This is a genomic window from Alteromonas sp. KUL17 (genome assembly GCF_006538305.1).
Lineage (GTDB): Bacteria > Pseudomonadota > Gammaproteobacteria > Enterobacterales > Alteromonadaceae > Alteromonas > Alteromonas macleodii.
This window is the reverse complement of the sequence record NZ_BJKJ01000002.1, coordinates 82278-97821: the sequence shown is the minus strand read 5'-3', so window position 1 is coordinate 97821 and position 15544 is coordinate 82278. Positions and strand designations below refer to the sequence as shown.

Here is a 15544-nt window from a genome sequence, read left to right as displayed (position 1 = left end):
CCTTTTTATTTAGGAGTTTACTATGTCTGAACGCCCTGATTTATTAAAGCGAAGAACACTAAAACTCGCTCTTGCTTCCGCAGTAACGACTTCGTTAGGCTGTGTAACACGTTATTCTGACTCACAAGATGAAAATCTAACATCTAGTTCTTTTAATAAACCTTTTAAAGCAGACTGGGACGAGCGCTTTGACGGCCCGTTTTTGGGGGAGAATGTATGGGCAAACCCCATGGAAGACTGGGAAATAAAGCGTGGTCAAGCTTACTGCAGTAGCAAAAAAGGTTGTCGGAATGTGCATTTGCTCACTCATTCTATTATTCAGCCAGAGCAAGGCTTTATCACACAGGTAGTAGTAGAGACTGACGATACGCCATTCTTTAAGGGCGGCGCGGGTTTTAATTTGGGGCTACGAAGCGAGATAGATGAATATCGCAGTAACTGTTTCGCTCAAGGAGGAATAAAAGCAGGGATCCGACAAAACTCGCTATTTATTGGTTCAAAAGCGGTTCCGATAGCAGCGCAACGATCAATCCTCTTAAAACTTGTTGGGGAAAAGCAAGGCAACGCAGTGAAGTTAACGCTCTCTGCTTATGAACTTAGAACAAAAGCTCTCATAGCAAGTATTGAAAAATTGGAGTCAAAAGAGCTGGTGAAAGGCAATATTGCGATAGCCGCGAATACGGATTTTGAAGATAAGCCTAATTCAGAAAAGCCTGAACATCATACTGGAAGTCGCTTTTCATTTAGTAACTGGACTCTTGAAGGTGCAGGCATAGGCTATGATAAGAGAAGGATCTTTGGACCAATCATGTGGGCAATGTACACGGTGAATTGTATCTCAGATGGGGATCAAGCAAAGGGTGACGTAAATCGGCACGAGCTAAATTTGACCGCTGTAATGGCTCCGATCGGTACACAAGATAATAGTCAGTTAATTTTAGCATTCTATCAAAACGGAAAGTGGATTGAGTCTGCAACGGAAACAATTGACGAGCTCTCTTGTTCTGCCTCGTTTCACATCCCAAATTGGGATGGTAGTTTACACACCCGCTACAAACTCATTTATCGAAACGTTAAGAAAAGTGGCAAGAATGAGTATGATTATGAGGGCGCTATAAAGGCTGAACCAGTTGATAGACCTTTGAGATTGGCGTCGCTTACGTGTCAAAATGACTATGCGTTTCCTTATCAGCCAGTGGTAGATAATGTATTGCGTTACGACGCTGATCTTTTATTTTTTTCTGGAGACCAACTCTACGAACATCATGGTGGCTACGGAATTGTTCGTAAACCTGAAAAACGTGCGATGTTAAATTACCTGCGTAAGTATTATCAGTTTGGCTGGGCGTTTCGTGAAACTATGCGCCAAACACCAGTAGTTTGTTTACCTGATGATCATGACGTATTGCAAGGTAATCTATGGGGGGAAGGGGGAAAGCCCATGGATAACCTAGACGAAGATGTAACGGCGTCTATTCTTGGAGGGTATGCTGAACCGGCAACTGTGGTGAACGCAATACATCGAAGCTGTGTATCGCACCTGCCTGCGCCCATAGACGATACCCTGGGAGATTACGGTATTGGTACTTACTACACAACGTTGAATTACGCTGGTGTCAGTTTTGCGATTTTAGCTGATAGACAGTGGAAAAGTGCTCCCGATGTAATGGATATTGTTGTGGGCGAAACTGGGCAAGATGAGGAGCCTACTTATTTCAATCCTGCGTTCGACAGCGAAAACCTTCATTTATTAGGAGAAAAGCAAGAAGCATTTTTGACAGCGTGGGCAGAGAACAAACCAACAAATATGTTGGCAGCGGTGCTGAGTCAAACCGTATTTGCAGGTATTGCTACGCACCAACCTCGCCCTGATCGTTACCTTAAATATGACTTTGATAGCAGTGGCTGGCCCGCTTCCGCTAGAAATCGTGCGGTCAGTATCATGAGAAAGGCAAAAGCGTTGCACATTTGCGGCGATACTCATCTAGGCACGCTTTCTCAATACGGGGTACATAAACCAAGAGACAGCAATTGGGCTTTCTGCTCCCCCGCTATTGCAGCTGGCTGGCCTCGCTGGTGGTTACCGGAAGACGCGGGACTGCCTTGTGTCGAGAGACCTAAGCATAATATGCCCAACACCGGCAACTATCGAGATGCTTTCGGAAATGACATTTATGTGTATGCTGTTGCCAACCCGGACGTAGGGGAGTCACCAAATCGATATGTCAAAGCCCATGAAAAAGGCAGTGGATTTGGGACCATTGAGTTTGACGTATCAAAGCAGACCTACACAGTAGATGCTTACCGGTTTAATGTGGATATTAGTGCCGATAGCGAATCCCCGCGGTTTCCGGGCTACCCCGTCACTATCTATGCAAAAGAAAACGCGGGTGAAAATTTGTTGAATTAATATTTAATGGTATTAAATTGAAAAATCCGCTCATCAAAAAATAGCGATGAGCGGTAAGTAGTATAAAAATTAGTAGCGCTTTCTTGCGTTAGTTTTTCAACGTTTAAGGTTCATAAACGCTTTTGAATCTGATCAAAAAAACGCAGCGTTTTCTCTACGTTTCTGTGCCAATATGACCATTCATGGCCACCATCAAGCCACTCAAAATCAAAAGAGATACCCTCATGTCTTAGTTGGCTCGTCAATACTTTGTTACTTTCGTAGAGTACGTCTTGATAACCGCAGTCCAAACGCAAAGAAGGCAGTTCTTTTTTGCTCTTACTAAGCCAGTACATTAAATCGGTTTCATACTCATTTTCACAGCAATAAGTTTCGATAGGGTAGTCGACAAAATGCGTAAAATCATCCATGCAGGTGATGGCTGAATGAGCCGATATCCCTTTATATACCGATGGATATTTTGCACCTAGACGCAAAGCCCCAAACCCTCCCATGGAAAGACCCGATATATACCAATTGCTTTGCTCACTTACCGCATCTATGGTTTGAGTTACAGCATCTTTGACATCTTCGACTATCCAGGTTTCATAATTGCCATGCTCTTTTAAAGGAAGGTAACCCGAGCCATCCCATAGTGCGCCATCCGATGGCATAACTAATACGAATTCACCAAGCCCTTTTTTATGCAATCGTCTGTAAACCTCATGGACACCACCTAGGTTCATCCAAACCCAGTGATTACCATAAACACCATGCAGTAAAACCACAACAGGTAAATCTTTGGACTCAGGGTGCGCATTGTAAACACTAATATCTCGCCGCCCGTTAACGGCGCTCGAATGCACAGTAATCAATGTAAGGTTGTCAGAGGTGAAGCGAGGGTCGGATACTTCTAGTCTTTTAACTGTCATTAGTAACTATCCTTGGTAAAACCAGGCATCATAACAACGCCTTTCGCAATTCGACCGTTTAGTAAATCATCAAACCCAGTATGTATCTCGTCAATTGTATAAGTTTTTGTGACCAACTCATCAAGCTTTAGGTTTCCTGCTTCGTAAAGCTTGAGCAATTTAGCAAAATCCCGTTCGGGGTTACACATACCGTAGAGAGGGTTTATGTATATTTTATCCCACTCGAATAATTCACAGTTAAAATCAATACGCTGCTCTATACCACTGACTTGAACAGCGGTGCCCGCACTTCTTATCAATGCTAGTGGTGCCGAACCTAGTGCAGGAATGGCTGTACACTCGAACGCATAGTCTGCGCCTCTGCCGCCACAAATTTCTCGAACTTGATGCGCGACTTTTTGAAAATCAAGGTCATCTTTCTCTGCAATAATACCGTGAGTAGCGCCAAACTGTTTGGCTTGATTGAGTCGCTCTTGGTTTATGTCAATGGCGATTATGATAGCTGCACCCGAGTGCTTTGCTCCTTGTATGCAATTGAGTCCTACACCGCCGCAACCAATGATACAGGCTGATGCACCTGCCTCGACGCGAGCTGCGTTTACTACCGAGCCCCAGCCTGTCATTACTCCGCACCCTACGATAGACGCCGACGAGAAGGGAATAGCAGAGTCGACAACAACAACCGCCTCTTGTTTTACTACAGTATATTCACTGAGTGTCCCTAAATGAAAAGAACGTTCAATGGGAATATTATTTTTTTGACTTGATGCAATATGAGCATGTCCCTTAAGCCCGCAACCACACACAGGGGAGTTCACTTCACATATGTGTAAATTTCCTTCTCTACATTGAAAGCATGCGCCGCAGGGAATTGCCCAGTTTAAAATGACCTTGTCACCCTTTTTTACATGAGTCACGCCGTCACCTACCGCTTCTACTATTCCTGCCCCTTCGTGACCGACAATAAATGGCTTGTTCCAGTTTTGAATAGAATCCCAGTCAGTATGACATAGTCCAGCAGCGACTACTTTAACGAGTACTTCCCCCGTATTTGGCTGTCCTACAAATATGGTTTCTACAGTGATGTTGCCGTTGCCGTCTGATGTGACAGATTTTGATGGGATCATTTTGGTACTTTATAATTATTAACAGATTGTTAATCATTGAAACACAGTGCTTGAAGCGCTTCTGTCATTATGCCGTGATTAAATGTCAAAAATTTGCTGTTTCTACGAGCCCGTGTGTTTAGCCAAGACCTGTTTTATCGTTAACGTATAGCGCTAAGTATCCTAAATGTCATTTATATGCTAAATATGCTCAAAATAATTTCTTAAATACACTGTTTAGTGTCATTTTTGTTGCATTACTGAACACAGTAATAAGTTGCTTTTTAAACGGGTTGTAAACTATCGAGTTCAAGGAGTCTGACAGTGAATAAATCGGTGTACTGTGAACCATTCTGTATAGAAAAGGGACGAAATTTCGAAGTGCATCATGTTAAATACGATGAAAAAGACCCATATCATTGTTTTATGCATTTTCATGAAGTTCATGAATTTATTATTTTTGAGAAAATAGAAGGGCAGTACTTTTACAGTCAAGGAGAGTCAGAATTAGACGATTTTGATATCGTGTTTACCCCTGCACTTGAAACGCATAACTTCAGTTGCAGCGATCGAGAAAAATCTTGGTTTATTGTCCAGTTTATGCCGCACGTATTGGGCGACGAAAAAATGGCAAAAGCCAATGCCTTTTTCCAACACGGTTTACATTTACGACTCCCCAAGTCTCGCATCACCGAAATACAACAGCAAGTTCACTGGTTGTTAGAGAGTTACCAGCAAGATCCTAATAGCGCCCGCAGTTTAGTACTGTTGCAATTGTTGATACTCACCATTGGAGAGTATGCCAAACCCGCTCTAGGAGGTATTAATCAGCCAATAACCTATTCTCCGCTTTATGAAAAAATGTTGCCAGTTATTAATCAGTTTAGAAGCCAATCAGCAGTAGAGCTTTCTTTAATTGAAGCGGCAAATATGTGTCATTTATCGCCATCTCATTTTTCACGTATGTTTAAGCAGATTTTTCGCGTTAACTTCTCTGAATACGCGCTGCGTCATAAGTTATACAGCGCAGCAAGGCTACTCAGCCAATCAACATTGTCAATCACACAAATAAGTTATGAGCTAAACTTTTCTAGTCCATCTCACTTTATTGCACAATTTAAGAAGCAGTTCTCAAAAACGCCAAGGCAGTTTCGCGCTTCAATGACAAATACAGAGTGAGCGAGTTTAATGCTTTTCCGCTCTTTGCTTTCTGTATTGGTTAGGACTAACGCCTACTTTTGATTTAAATAAACGACTAAAATAATTTGGACTGTCGAACCCTAATGCGTAAGCGATTTGATTAACACTTTGCATGTTGGCTAACAGCATGCTTTTACTTTTGTCGATGATGTACTGCTGCATGCACGCCTTTGCACTTAGTCCCATCTGTGCCTTAAGTGCATCACTTAGATAGCGACTCGAAACGTTTAGCGCATCACTTATTTCTTGAAGTTCAGGTAACTGGTGGCAGGCTTCACGGGCATAATATCTATCAAGCTCTTTAATGAGTCTACCGTACCAATCACTAAATATTTCCCGCCGTTGTAAAAATTGACGTCGATAAAATCGTAAACAATAATGCAAAAGGGTGGTGATGTTAGATAAGATAATATCTCGACTTGAAGGTTCGTAGGGCTGCGAAAGCTCTACAGTTAATGCGTCAAATAAATTAGCCAGTGTTTGCTTTTCAGAAATCGACAGGTGAAGCGCTTCGTTAATTTGATAGTGGAAAAAACCACACTCTCGAAGCAGGCTCTCTATAGCGTGTCCTCGAATATAATCGGGGTGAAGCAGCAGAATTCTGACGTCGCCCCGCGTTTTAATGTCAAAGGTAGCAACGCGTTGCTCTGGAGCAATGGCATACAAAGTGCCCGTTTGGCAGTCATAATGGGTCTGCCCATAATGAACTTGGCCTTCAACGATTTGTTTTAACGACAAAAAGTAAAAGCCACCCGAAAGCATCGTGCCTGGTTCAACATTAGATGACCGCTCCGCTATTTCTTTTTCTTTAAGCTTTAGCGAAGCAACCAATGGGTGAGCGGGGGCATCAACACCAATAGCACTAAGGTAGTCACCAATATGTTCGTAGAACTTTGTATTGCCTGCCATCGAGTTATCCGAACGTACGCTTTACTAATGCAACTTGTTTTAAACCGTCAGGGTCAGCCTGTGTTTTTAATGAGCAGAAAGTTTCGGCCCACTCGGAAGTTCTTCTGCGAAGTGGCATAGTATCTTCTTTGACTACATTTATTACGACGTCAGCAACTTCATCTGCGGTTTGATAAAGATTTCCACGTTCACTTCCAGCTCCACTAGCTAAGAATTTTTCAAACACCGCTTTGTATTCATCGTCAGGAAGCGGACCGTTAGATTGGAGCTGAGCCACTACATTATTAGCAAACTCAGTGCTGATACCACCAGGTTCTATACAGCAAAACTGAATGCCAAAATTCGGCGTAATATAACTTGCAAGTGATTCAGTATAACCTTCTACAGCAAACTTTGCTGCACAATATATGTCGCTGAAAGGTTGGCCAACCAGACCGCCAACAGAACTGATATTGATAACTTTTCCCTGTCCAGCAGAACGCATATGAGGTAGAACGGCTTTTGTACAGCGCACTACACCATGGAAGTTTACATCCATTACCCACTTCACTTCGTCTTCACTTGCATGCTCCGTTGTACGCACGCATCCTGCACCCGCGTTATTGATTAGTACATCAATTTGACCATGTGAATCGATAATGCGAGCCACCGCTCGATTTACACTTTCATTGCTTTGCACATCAAGTGGCAAAATATTGATACTTACATTGGCCTTTTCAGCTGCTGCTAGTAGCTCACTTCTTTTATTTGTATCGCGCATAGTGGCGTATACGACAAAGTCCATGCTAGCTAATTTTATACTCAGTGAAATGCCTAGCCCTGTTGATGTTCCGGTTATTAGTGCAACACGTTTCATAGGTCTAATCCTCTATTGTGAACATATACATTCAGGTTGAATTTTATATGAAAGTGGGTATTTAGCAGTGCACAAAATCACATTATTGCAGCACATTTTAACAGTGAATTTTTAGCTTTAACTGGTTATTTGTCTTGTTGCCATCGTCCAAAACAACCTCAAAAGAGCATATTTTTGATATTTCTGAATAGTAGCCTGTCACTAATGTAAAGAAAATGTTGCTAGCATGCTCCTACAGTAATTTGGCTATGAACCCATACAGCAACGAATAGGAGTGCGCACAATGGAGCCTGAACAGCGTTGTGATTCTAATAAGATTGAAGCGAAAACAGAAAGCGGCTGCCCATTTGCATCGAAAGAAAAAAAGTAAGTATTTTTAATGATGCTTTTGCAATGCATCGATGTGATGAGGGAGTTTTAGCTATTGATGATCAAAGTGATCCTGTGACAATAGTGTTGGGACTAAAAGAGGTGAGAAAAGCGGCGCACAACTGGAAATTGTTTCAATCTGGGGCAAAACCAGGTCGCATTGTCGTTCCTTCTGAAGTGGCCATTAGAGATATTAGGCAAATACCTTTTGAAGTAGACCCTCCTGCCCACAAAGGCTTTAGAACCTTGCTTGAGCCTTGGTTTAAACGTCCTTTGGAAGACTCTTATCAAGCACGACTTAATAGTATTGTAAGCGACATGCTTGATAGTTTACTAACTAATAGTAATACGTATACCGAGGCGGTCAATGAAATTGCATTAGTTGTGCAGTCACAGGCTTTAACAACGCTATTAAATGTACCATTCGCCGAGGCAGCAACATGGATTAGTTGGGGAACGCATGTTTTTAGAAGTGATGACAACCCTCTTGATGCTGGAAAAGCCAACGTTCTTTATGACTATTTAGATAAGCAAATAGCCAAAGCAAAACAAGTCCCTGGAAAAGATATTTACAGTCAATTGCTCGCTGCCGAAGTGGAAGGTAAAGCGCTAACCGATGAAGAGATAAAAGGCATTATGGTCCTTACTTTTGCAGGCGGCCGCGACACGGTTATCAACGCGCTAACTAATACGTTGGCATATTTTTCCGAAAACAAAGATGATTTAGCACTCTTACGCACACAACCTGAGCTTGTAAATAACGCGGTTGAGGAGTTAATTCGCTATTTTTCTCCATTGACGCATATGGGACGAGTGGCTACGGCAGATGGCGAGGTTAACGGACATCAAGTGGAAAATGATACTCGTATTTCACTTTGTTGGGCTTCTGCTAATCGTGACGAAAACGTATTTGAAAACCCAAATCTGGTGGATTTAACGCGTAAAACCAACCCCCACGTTGCTTTTGGCTTCGGGATCCACAACTGTTTAGGTGCCACTCATGCTCGAGCACTATTGAGGATTTGGATTCTTCAACTGACCCAAAGAGTCTCTGCTATTGAAGTGGGGCAATATGAAGAGAACATTGAGATTTGGGGGGACGTTAAGCGCAAAGTCGGCTTTCATTCACTAAATGTACGATTACATAAGCTGTAGCTGCTGCCGTGTGCGAATGCAATGTAGTTGATACTTTAGGAATATTTCAAATTACGCTTAACAAAATATTAATTCATAGATAAGCATCACTTTAGTACAGGACATAGAAATGATAAACGTAACTTTTATTACCGCAGATGGACAAACAATCAATGCGCAGGGCGAATCGGGTTCTTTAATGGAACTAGCTGTAGCGAATAATGTTCCTGGGATAGATGGTGACTGTGGTGGAGTCTGTTCTTGTGCCACCTGTCATGTTCGTGTTTCCGAGCAAGATTATGCTCGTGTAGGAGAGCCAAACGATATCGAAAAAGACATGTTAGAGCTTGCAGAAGGTGTTAGTGAAACAAGTCGTCTTTGCTGTCAAGTGGCACTATCTGACGAAATAAGTGGCATAAGCGTCACAGTGGTAAGAGATTAATGCAATGGTAACCATAGTGTCTGAACAAATACAATCAGAGCCGGTGTGCATAGTTGTAGGCGCGAGTCATGCTGGAGTTAACTGTGCATTTGAATTGAGAAAGCAAGGGTTTAGTGGAAGGTTAGTGCTTATTGATGCCGATACTCATTTGCCTTATCACCGCCCACCGCTTTCTAAAGCATTTCTTAATACACCGTTGGATGACGCCCCGGCACCGTTAAAAGCTAAGAGCGCTTACGAGCAAGCAGACATTGAATTATTTCTAGGGGCTATGGTTACGAAAGTTGATGCTAAAGAAAACATAGTTTCGTTTAACAAAGGTGGCTCAGGTAACGCAGAAAATGGTTACTCTATCAAATACACTCATTTGGTATTCGCTACTGGTGCGTCGCCAATTATTCCATCAATACCAGGTCTCAATGTCGCAGAAAATTGTCTCGTGATGCGAAATGCAAAGGATGCTCTTGCACTCAAATCACTAATGAATGCTAAACGCGAAAACATAAGTAATTTAAACATTGTAATAGTCGGGGCAGGGTATATCGGCCTCGAAGCAGCCGCTTCGTTGCGTAAAGCTGGGGCCAGCGTTACTGTCATCGAGCGCGAAGAGAGAATTCTTGCTCGTGTTGCCAGCGAATCTGTGTCAAATCATGTTGCCCGAATACATCAGGAAAATGGAGCGACGATTTTATGTCAGCGCAACGTAAGCGCGGTAGAACGAGACACAGATAAAGGTTTTCAATGGATAGTTTGTGATAATGGTGAGCGGTATCGCGCCGACGCTATATTACTCGGGGTCGGTGTGCGAGTGAATAGCGAGCTTGCACAAGAGGCTGGCACGTTACTCCATAGAGGTGCAATAAGCGTCAACACGCACATGCAGACTTCGATTAAGAATATTTGGGCTATTGGAGATTGTACTAGCTTTACTCATCCATTGTATGGTGAAAACAGCCATATTGAATCAGTACAAAACGCGTTGGAGCAGGCCAAGGTTGCGGCAAAAAATATACAGCAAATATCCGTAGCTAACGCTGGTGATGCTGCTCCACTGCAGAATTATAAAGCAATACCATGGTTTTGGTCAGATCAGTACAACATGAAACTTCAAATGGTAGGCCTTCCTGTAAACGCAGATTGTCAGGTTACACGCCAAGAGTCAAAAGAAGCGCTGTCGGTTTGGCACTTTGTGCAAAACAAACTAGTAAGTGTTGAGGCAATTAACTCACCTAAATCATATGTACTTGGTGGCAGAGCGATTGACAAAAATGCCTTTATTGATAAGTCGAAATTAGCCGACCCATCCCAAAGTCTTGCCGACCTGCTTTAATTTCGTGTGGCCATAAGGACGGAGCTAAGAAAACTCCGTCCTTCTCTTCGAGTTAATTCTTTTCAAATCTCGCAACATCTAACTGTAAACGAAATGTAGTTATTTGTTGAAATTTTGTTTTCTTGTGTATATTGTTAACAGTTGTCATTGTTCGATAATGTTGGCAGGTGTGTGTGCCGGCCAAGCAGGTTTAAATAAACATTGGTCAAAGAACACTTATGAACAAAAAGAATTGCGCTATCGTATTTTCAGCTATTGTTACGGCTTGTTTAAGTGCGGCAGTGGTAGTGGGATGTAGCAATACACACGAGCAAGACGGCACTGCAAAGGTTGTGTTTTCTGACGTTTCTGAAAAAGTAGGTTTAATCACGCAGCCTAATTGGAAGTATGGAGGCCCTTCTGTCGCCGACTTAAACCAAGATGGTTTTTACGATTTACTTCTAACAAACCATGACTCTACTCCCGTACAGTTGTTTATGGCAACGTCTGCTAACGGCTATGTAGAGCATGAAAAAATATTTCCGAAAGTTGATCTGCATGGTATTGCTGCGGGGGATTACGACCTAGATGGCGACAATGATATTTTGCTATCTGTGGGAGGGGGAAACGGTCTGCACCCTTCTCCTCAACGAATGCTGCGCAACGACCATGGAATTTTTACTGATGTAACAGAGGCTGCGGGGGTATCAAAGTTGGGGGCCAGAGGGCGAAGCGTTCGCTGGGTTGACCTTGACAATGATGGCGACCTCGATTTCTTGCAGATCAATGCGGCTAAAATGCTCAATGAGTCGACACCTCGAAACATTATTTTTGAAAATCTAGGAAATGGGAAGTTCGATTACTTTCGCAGTCCCAGTTTCGAAGATATTGAAGCTGAACGTCTGCTTATTACAGATTATAACAATGACAATGTACCCGACATTATTGCGTTTACTAGCTATGATAAAAGCACGATATTGAAAGGAAACGGTGATTTGACTTTCACAAATACGTCTTCTTCGGTATTTCCTCAGAACAGTAAGAACTATCCTGGAACTGTTACAGTAGCGCAGGCCGATATTGATAATGACGGAGACCTTGACTACTACTTTGCGAGAGGGAAGCTGTATTACACCATTGCAAATAACGCGGTAAGTTTTGACCAAAAGCGAAAACGCTTAGACTTAAGGGATAAGGGAGGTAAGGGCCACGACGGCATGTATCTTCACGCTGATAATGCACTTACCTTAACAGACTTTTATCACTTTCCTCGAGCAAATCTATTGAAGAGCATGCCTGTATTTATTGGGCAAAATAAGCGCCAGATAGCAACCCCTGTCAATCCAGTAACCATTTTACCAACAGAAGCTGAAGGCTTTCCCGATAAAGTTGAAGAAACAGGGTGGTACATTGGCTACTTAGGCAACAACAAGTGGCGCTTTGAGTGGAACATGGCCGCTGACTTAGCTTGGGATTTGAGAGCGTCTGTAATTGGAGTAGAAAAATATGAGGCGCAATGGCAGCCTCAAGATTTGTCTGTGCCTGATGTGCTTTTACGCAATGACAATGGAGTGTTAACCGACATTTCAAATGTTCTTCCCAATTCAACTCGTGATAACAACTGGGGGGTAACAGCAGGTGACTTTGATAATAACGGGCTAGCTGACTTTTTCATTTATCGATTCGGTGAGCTCAAACGCCGGGTGGTTGATGTAATGTTACTGAATCAGGGTGGTTATATTTTTGAAGAGTCAGTACATCATAACGCTACAAGTGAAGTGGGAATGGATTCTCATGGCGACGGGGGGATCGCGGCTGACTTCAATCTTGACGGCAAACTCGATATTTTAAGTGGTGATGATGATAACGGTAAGTGGCATATGTATCACAACGTCACACCATCTACTGAAAACCATTTCCTTCTGCTACACATAGGTTATTCGCCAAACGGCATTGATCCCATGGGGGCCAAAGTTTGGGTAAAAACCGCTAGTGAGCAACATTTTACGCTTGTTGGTTCGCCCAATGCGAACCATTCACAAAGTCTGCTGAATATTGTCCATGTGGGGCTAGGTATGCAAGAGGTTATAGAAGAAGTCCGCGTTCAATGGAGAGATAAAGAAGTAACTACAATCAAAGATTTGCCCGCTGATCAGTTGGTAAAGGTCGGAGATAACCTGTGAAAAACATTAATCAGTGTCGGTTGCGAATTGCTAAGGAAGATAAGCCTCAACAGGAGGACTGGTTATCGAATCTTGCGATTATAGCGTGTTTGCTAGCGTTATTAATTGCTATAGCTGGGTGCACTTATAACCATGAAAAGCACCACGGTCGTATAATTACCCCTCAACAACCCTTGGTTGTTTCTATGAATGTTACTGAATCACATGCTTATAAAGTGGTGTTTACAGTCAATAATCATTCACGCCTTACTAGGTTTACTGTTTTAGCAGGTAACGAATTACTGGTCGATAATGTCAGTGTGCCCGAGCTGGGGAGGCAAACTTTGCATTCGCTGATAGCGTTTGAATCAACAGGAGAAAAAGCTCTCACGCTAAAGACAATAAACGGTGAGTTAACTCTATTAGATTGGCATATCGAGAAATCGTCAATTGCACTTCCCTCCTTCTTCGATATTACTGAGCAAGCCGGAATAGACAAAGTGCCATCTCTAAAATATGGCGGGCCTTCTGTAGCTGATATTGACCAAGACGGTGATTACGATTTCATTGTTAATAATCATAATGCGGAAAGTAGCAAGATTTACTGGAATAATGGTGATTTCACAGTAACTAAGCACTCTCGCAACCTTTCTCGCTGGCTAATGCAAGACTTGCATGGAACGGCTCTTGGCGATTATGACAACGATGGTGACCTTGACTTAATGCTCACTCGAGGCGGAGGTAATGGAACCACACCTTCAGTTTCCTATTTTTATGTGAACGACAACGGGAACTTTGTTCGTTTTACCGGCGATGCAGGCATAGACAAAGGTGGCCGTGGACGTGGCGCGAGGTTTACTGATGTGGATCTCGATGGAGACTTAGATCTCTTCGTTATTAACGAAACGAGCTTAACGCACAGTAAGCCGCAGCATATGTTTTTTGAGAATAAAGGCAAGGGGCAATTTGTTTATAAATCAGTACCGGGGATAGAAGATGTTAGGGCGTCGAGAGCGCTGATCACCGATTTTAATAACGACGGTATTGACGACGTCATTATGTACGGTCCTTTAACTTTGTGGCAAGGAAACGGTGACTTTACTTACACTGACGTATCATCTTTGTTGCCATTAGAGATAAAAGACATTCGGCAGGTTATGGCTATCGCCGACATTGATATAGATAATGACGGCGATCTTGATCTATATCTTGCAAGAGGCAAAGAATTCGAGCACGGTTTTGGCGAAGCTCCTTCGATGGACTTTGACCCTATCTCAAAATCTTTTGCTATAAAAACAAGAGGGTATGAAGGTCGGGACAGTTTCAGCTTTAGCGCGGATGACTCAATTACCCTTAATAATTATTACTTTCTAGGGCAGATGGGATTTAGAGGTAAAGACTACCCTATTTATTTAGGGGCAAGCAAAGCTGTACACAATATTCAGTCTGGTGGTCAATTCACCTTTAATTCCGAGATGGCGAGAGGCTGGCCTGAAATACGGCAAGATAATGGCGTCTACTTTGGTTATCTAGGTGATGGGAAGTGGAACGCAGAGCTGGTAAGAAATGGCAATATCTTTTGGTCCTTCTTTTTTACCTTGCAGGGTGTTACCGCAGCAAATCCAGCGTTCGAACCTGAAAACAGAAACATTCAGGACATGCTTTTAGAAAATAGAGGTGGTCGCTTTTTCGACGTTTCAGCTCAGTGGGACATTCCTCTAGGGGGAAATGCACTGGGAGTTACTACAGGCGATTTCAACAACGACTCTTATCAGGATTTGTTCGTTTATCGTTGGGGTAGAGTAGATAAGCGTATTGCTGATGTTATGTTATTGAATACTGGAAAGGGGAAGTTCGAAACATCAACAATGCACGGCGCAAGTGACCACGGTGGGCCTGGCTTCGGAGATATGGGGCAAGCGTTCGATTTTAACCTTGATGGTTACCTCGATATTCTTTCTGGAAGCGAGCATGGCTATTGGTATCTGTACGAAAACAATGGCAAAAATAACACTAGCAAGAGTAACTATGCATTAATGAATGTTGGCTACTCTCCAAAAAGCAATGTAGATGCATTAGGCGCTTATGTAACATTAACTACACCGGCCGGTGAGTTCAAAAAACGCGTTGGTTCAGCTGGGGAAATATTTTCCCAGAGTTTCCTCAATATCGTACATTTTGGGCTTGGAAATACTGCTCATATAAACAAAGTACAAATACGCTGGAGAAATGGTGAAACCCTCGTAATCGAAAAGCCTTCAATTAACCAAATTCTTACCGTAGGAAAGCATAAACCTAATAATGCTTCTGTTCATTCTGTTTTTCTAAAAGAACAGCTTGCCTCAAAAGTTAAGAGGACGCCATTCGTAAACATCCTTGATAAAGAGGATCTTCAACTGAACGGTATAGATAGCTCAAAGCCTCTTACGCTGACAGTAAAATATCATGCAGGAACTGGCCAAAACGTAATTGCCGCAGATGAAGGGGGCATGCAGTTTTGGTTGCGTCACCGCTCATCAAGCCTCATTCCTTTAGAAGATAGAATTGAAGTAGATTCGTCAGTGCTATACACCGAACAAGGCAGCGCCACCGCCTCTATTAATCTGCAAGGTTTGTTGCCCTCTTCTAATTTAAAACCAGGAGAGTACTACACGCTAAGAGTGGTATTTACCTCAAGTGACGGCAACATGTATGAAGACAGTATCGAACGGATTAACTTGTACTAGTAAAAGAGTC

Annotated in this window: 11 protein-coding genes; 7 read left to right on the top strand and 4 right to left on the bottom strand. The window is 42.7% G+C overall.

From position 1 onward, the window contains the following. Positions 1 to 22: 22 nt before the first annotated feature. Positions 23 to 2410 (top strand): alkaline phosphatase D family protein, encoded by a 2388-nt coding sequence (locus KUL49_RS02285; RefSeq protein WP_131136165.1) that lies wholly within the window; start codon positions 23 to 25, stop codon positions 2408 to 2410. 110 nt (positions 2411 to 2520) lie between these two features. Here KUL49_RS02285 and KUL49_RS02280 read toward each other — a convergent pair whose 3' ends face one another. Both KUL49_RS02280 and KUL49_RS02275 read right to left on the bottom strand, forming a co-directional pair. Further along, complete coding sequence (locus tag KUL49_RS02280) at positions 2521 to 3321, bottom strand: alpha/beta hydrolase family protein (RefSeq protein WP_131136164.1); 801 nt, start codon at positions 3319 to 3321, stop codon at positions 2521 to 2523. Beyond that, a complete protein-coding gene (locus KUL49_RS02275; protein ID WP_131136163.1) occupies positions 3321 to 4448 on the bottom strand; it encodes an alcohol dehydrogenase catalytic domain-containing protein in 1128 nt (375 codons plus the stop codon). The genes KUL49_RS02280 and KUL49_RS02275 overlap by 1 nt, the downstream gene beginning before the upstream one ends. Positions 4449 to 4751: 303 nt before the next feature. Here KUL49_RS02275 and KUL49_RS02270 point away from each other — a divergent pair, with 303 nt between their 5' ends. Then, the gene (locus KUL49_RS02270; protein ID WP_242633702.1) at positions 4752 to 5606 is read left to right on the top strand and encodes an AraC family transcriptional regulator; all 855 of its coding nucleotides are present in this window, start codon (positions 4752 to 4754) and stop codon (positions 5604 to 5606) included. A gap of 6 nt (positions 5607 to 5612) precedes the next feature. Here the strand turns inward: KUL49_RS02270 and KUL49_RS02265 are convergent, their stop codons facing one another. Then, on the bottom strand, positions 5613 to 6536 hold the full coding sequence (locus KUL49_RS02265; protein WP_131136161.1) for an AraC family transcriptional regulator: 924 nt from the start codon (positions 6534 to 6536) through the stop codon (positions 5613 to 5615). A 4-nt stretch (positions 6537 to 6540) separates the two neighbouring features. Further along, positions 6541 to 7392 carry an SDR family oxidoreductase gene (locus KUL49_RS02260; protein WP_131136160.1) on the bottom strand — a complete coding sequence of 284 codons (852 nt, stop codon included), beginning with the start codon at positions 7390 to 7392 and terminating at the stop codon, positions 6541 to 6543. A gap of 393 nt (positions 7393 to 7785) precedes the next feature. On the opposite strand from KUL49_RS02260, the gene KUL49_RS02255 reads away from it, so the two are divergent. The 5 genes from KUL49_RS02255 (at position 7786) to KUL49_RS02235 (ending at position 15534) form a co-directional block, all read left to right on the top strand. Then, entirely contained in the window at positions 7786 to 8916 is a 1131-nt protein-coding gene (locus KUL49_RS02255) for a cytochrome P450 (RefSeq protein WP_131136159.1), read from the top strand. Positions 8917 to 9025: 109 nt separating this feature from the next. Continuing rightward, positions 9026 to 9337: a 2Fe-2S iron-sulfur cluster-binding protein gene (locus KUL49_RS02250; RefSeq protein ID WP_131136158.1), complete on the top strand. Its 312-nt coding sequence runs from the start codon at positions 9026 to 9028 to the stop codon at positions 9335 to 9337. 16 nt (positions 9338 to 9353) lie between these two features. After that, complete coding sequence (locus KUL49_RS02245; RefSeq protein WP_165477863.1) at positions 9354 to 10667, top strand: NAD(P)/FAD-dependent oxidoreductase; 1314 nt, start codon at positions 9354 to 9356, stop codon at positions 10665 to 10667. A gap of 218 nt (positions 10668 to 10885) precedes the next feature. Then, the gene (locus tag KUL49_RS02240) at positions 10886 to 12829 is read left to right on the top strand and encodes a CRTAC1 family protein (RefSeq protein ID WP_131136156.1); all 1944 of its coding nucleotides are present in this window, start codon (positions 10886 to 10888) and stop codon (positions 12827 to 12829) included. Continuing rightward, on the top strand, positions 12826 to 15534 hold the full coding sequence (locus KUL49_RS02235; protein ID WP_242633701.1) for a CRTAC1 family protein: 2709 nt from the start codon (positions 12826 to 12828) through the stop codon (positions 15532 to 15534). Before KUL49_RS02240 ends, KUL49_RS02235 begins: the two co-directional genes overlap by 4 nt. The last annotated feature ends 10 nt before the right edge of the window (positions 15535 to 15544 follow it).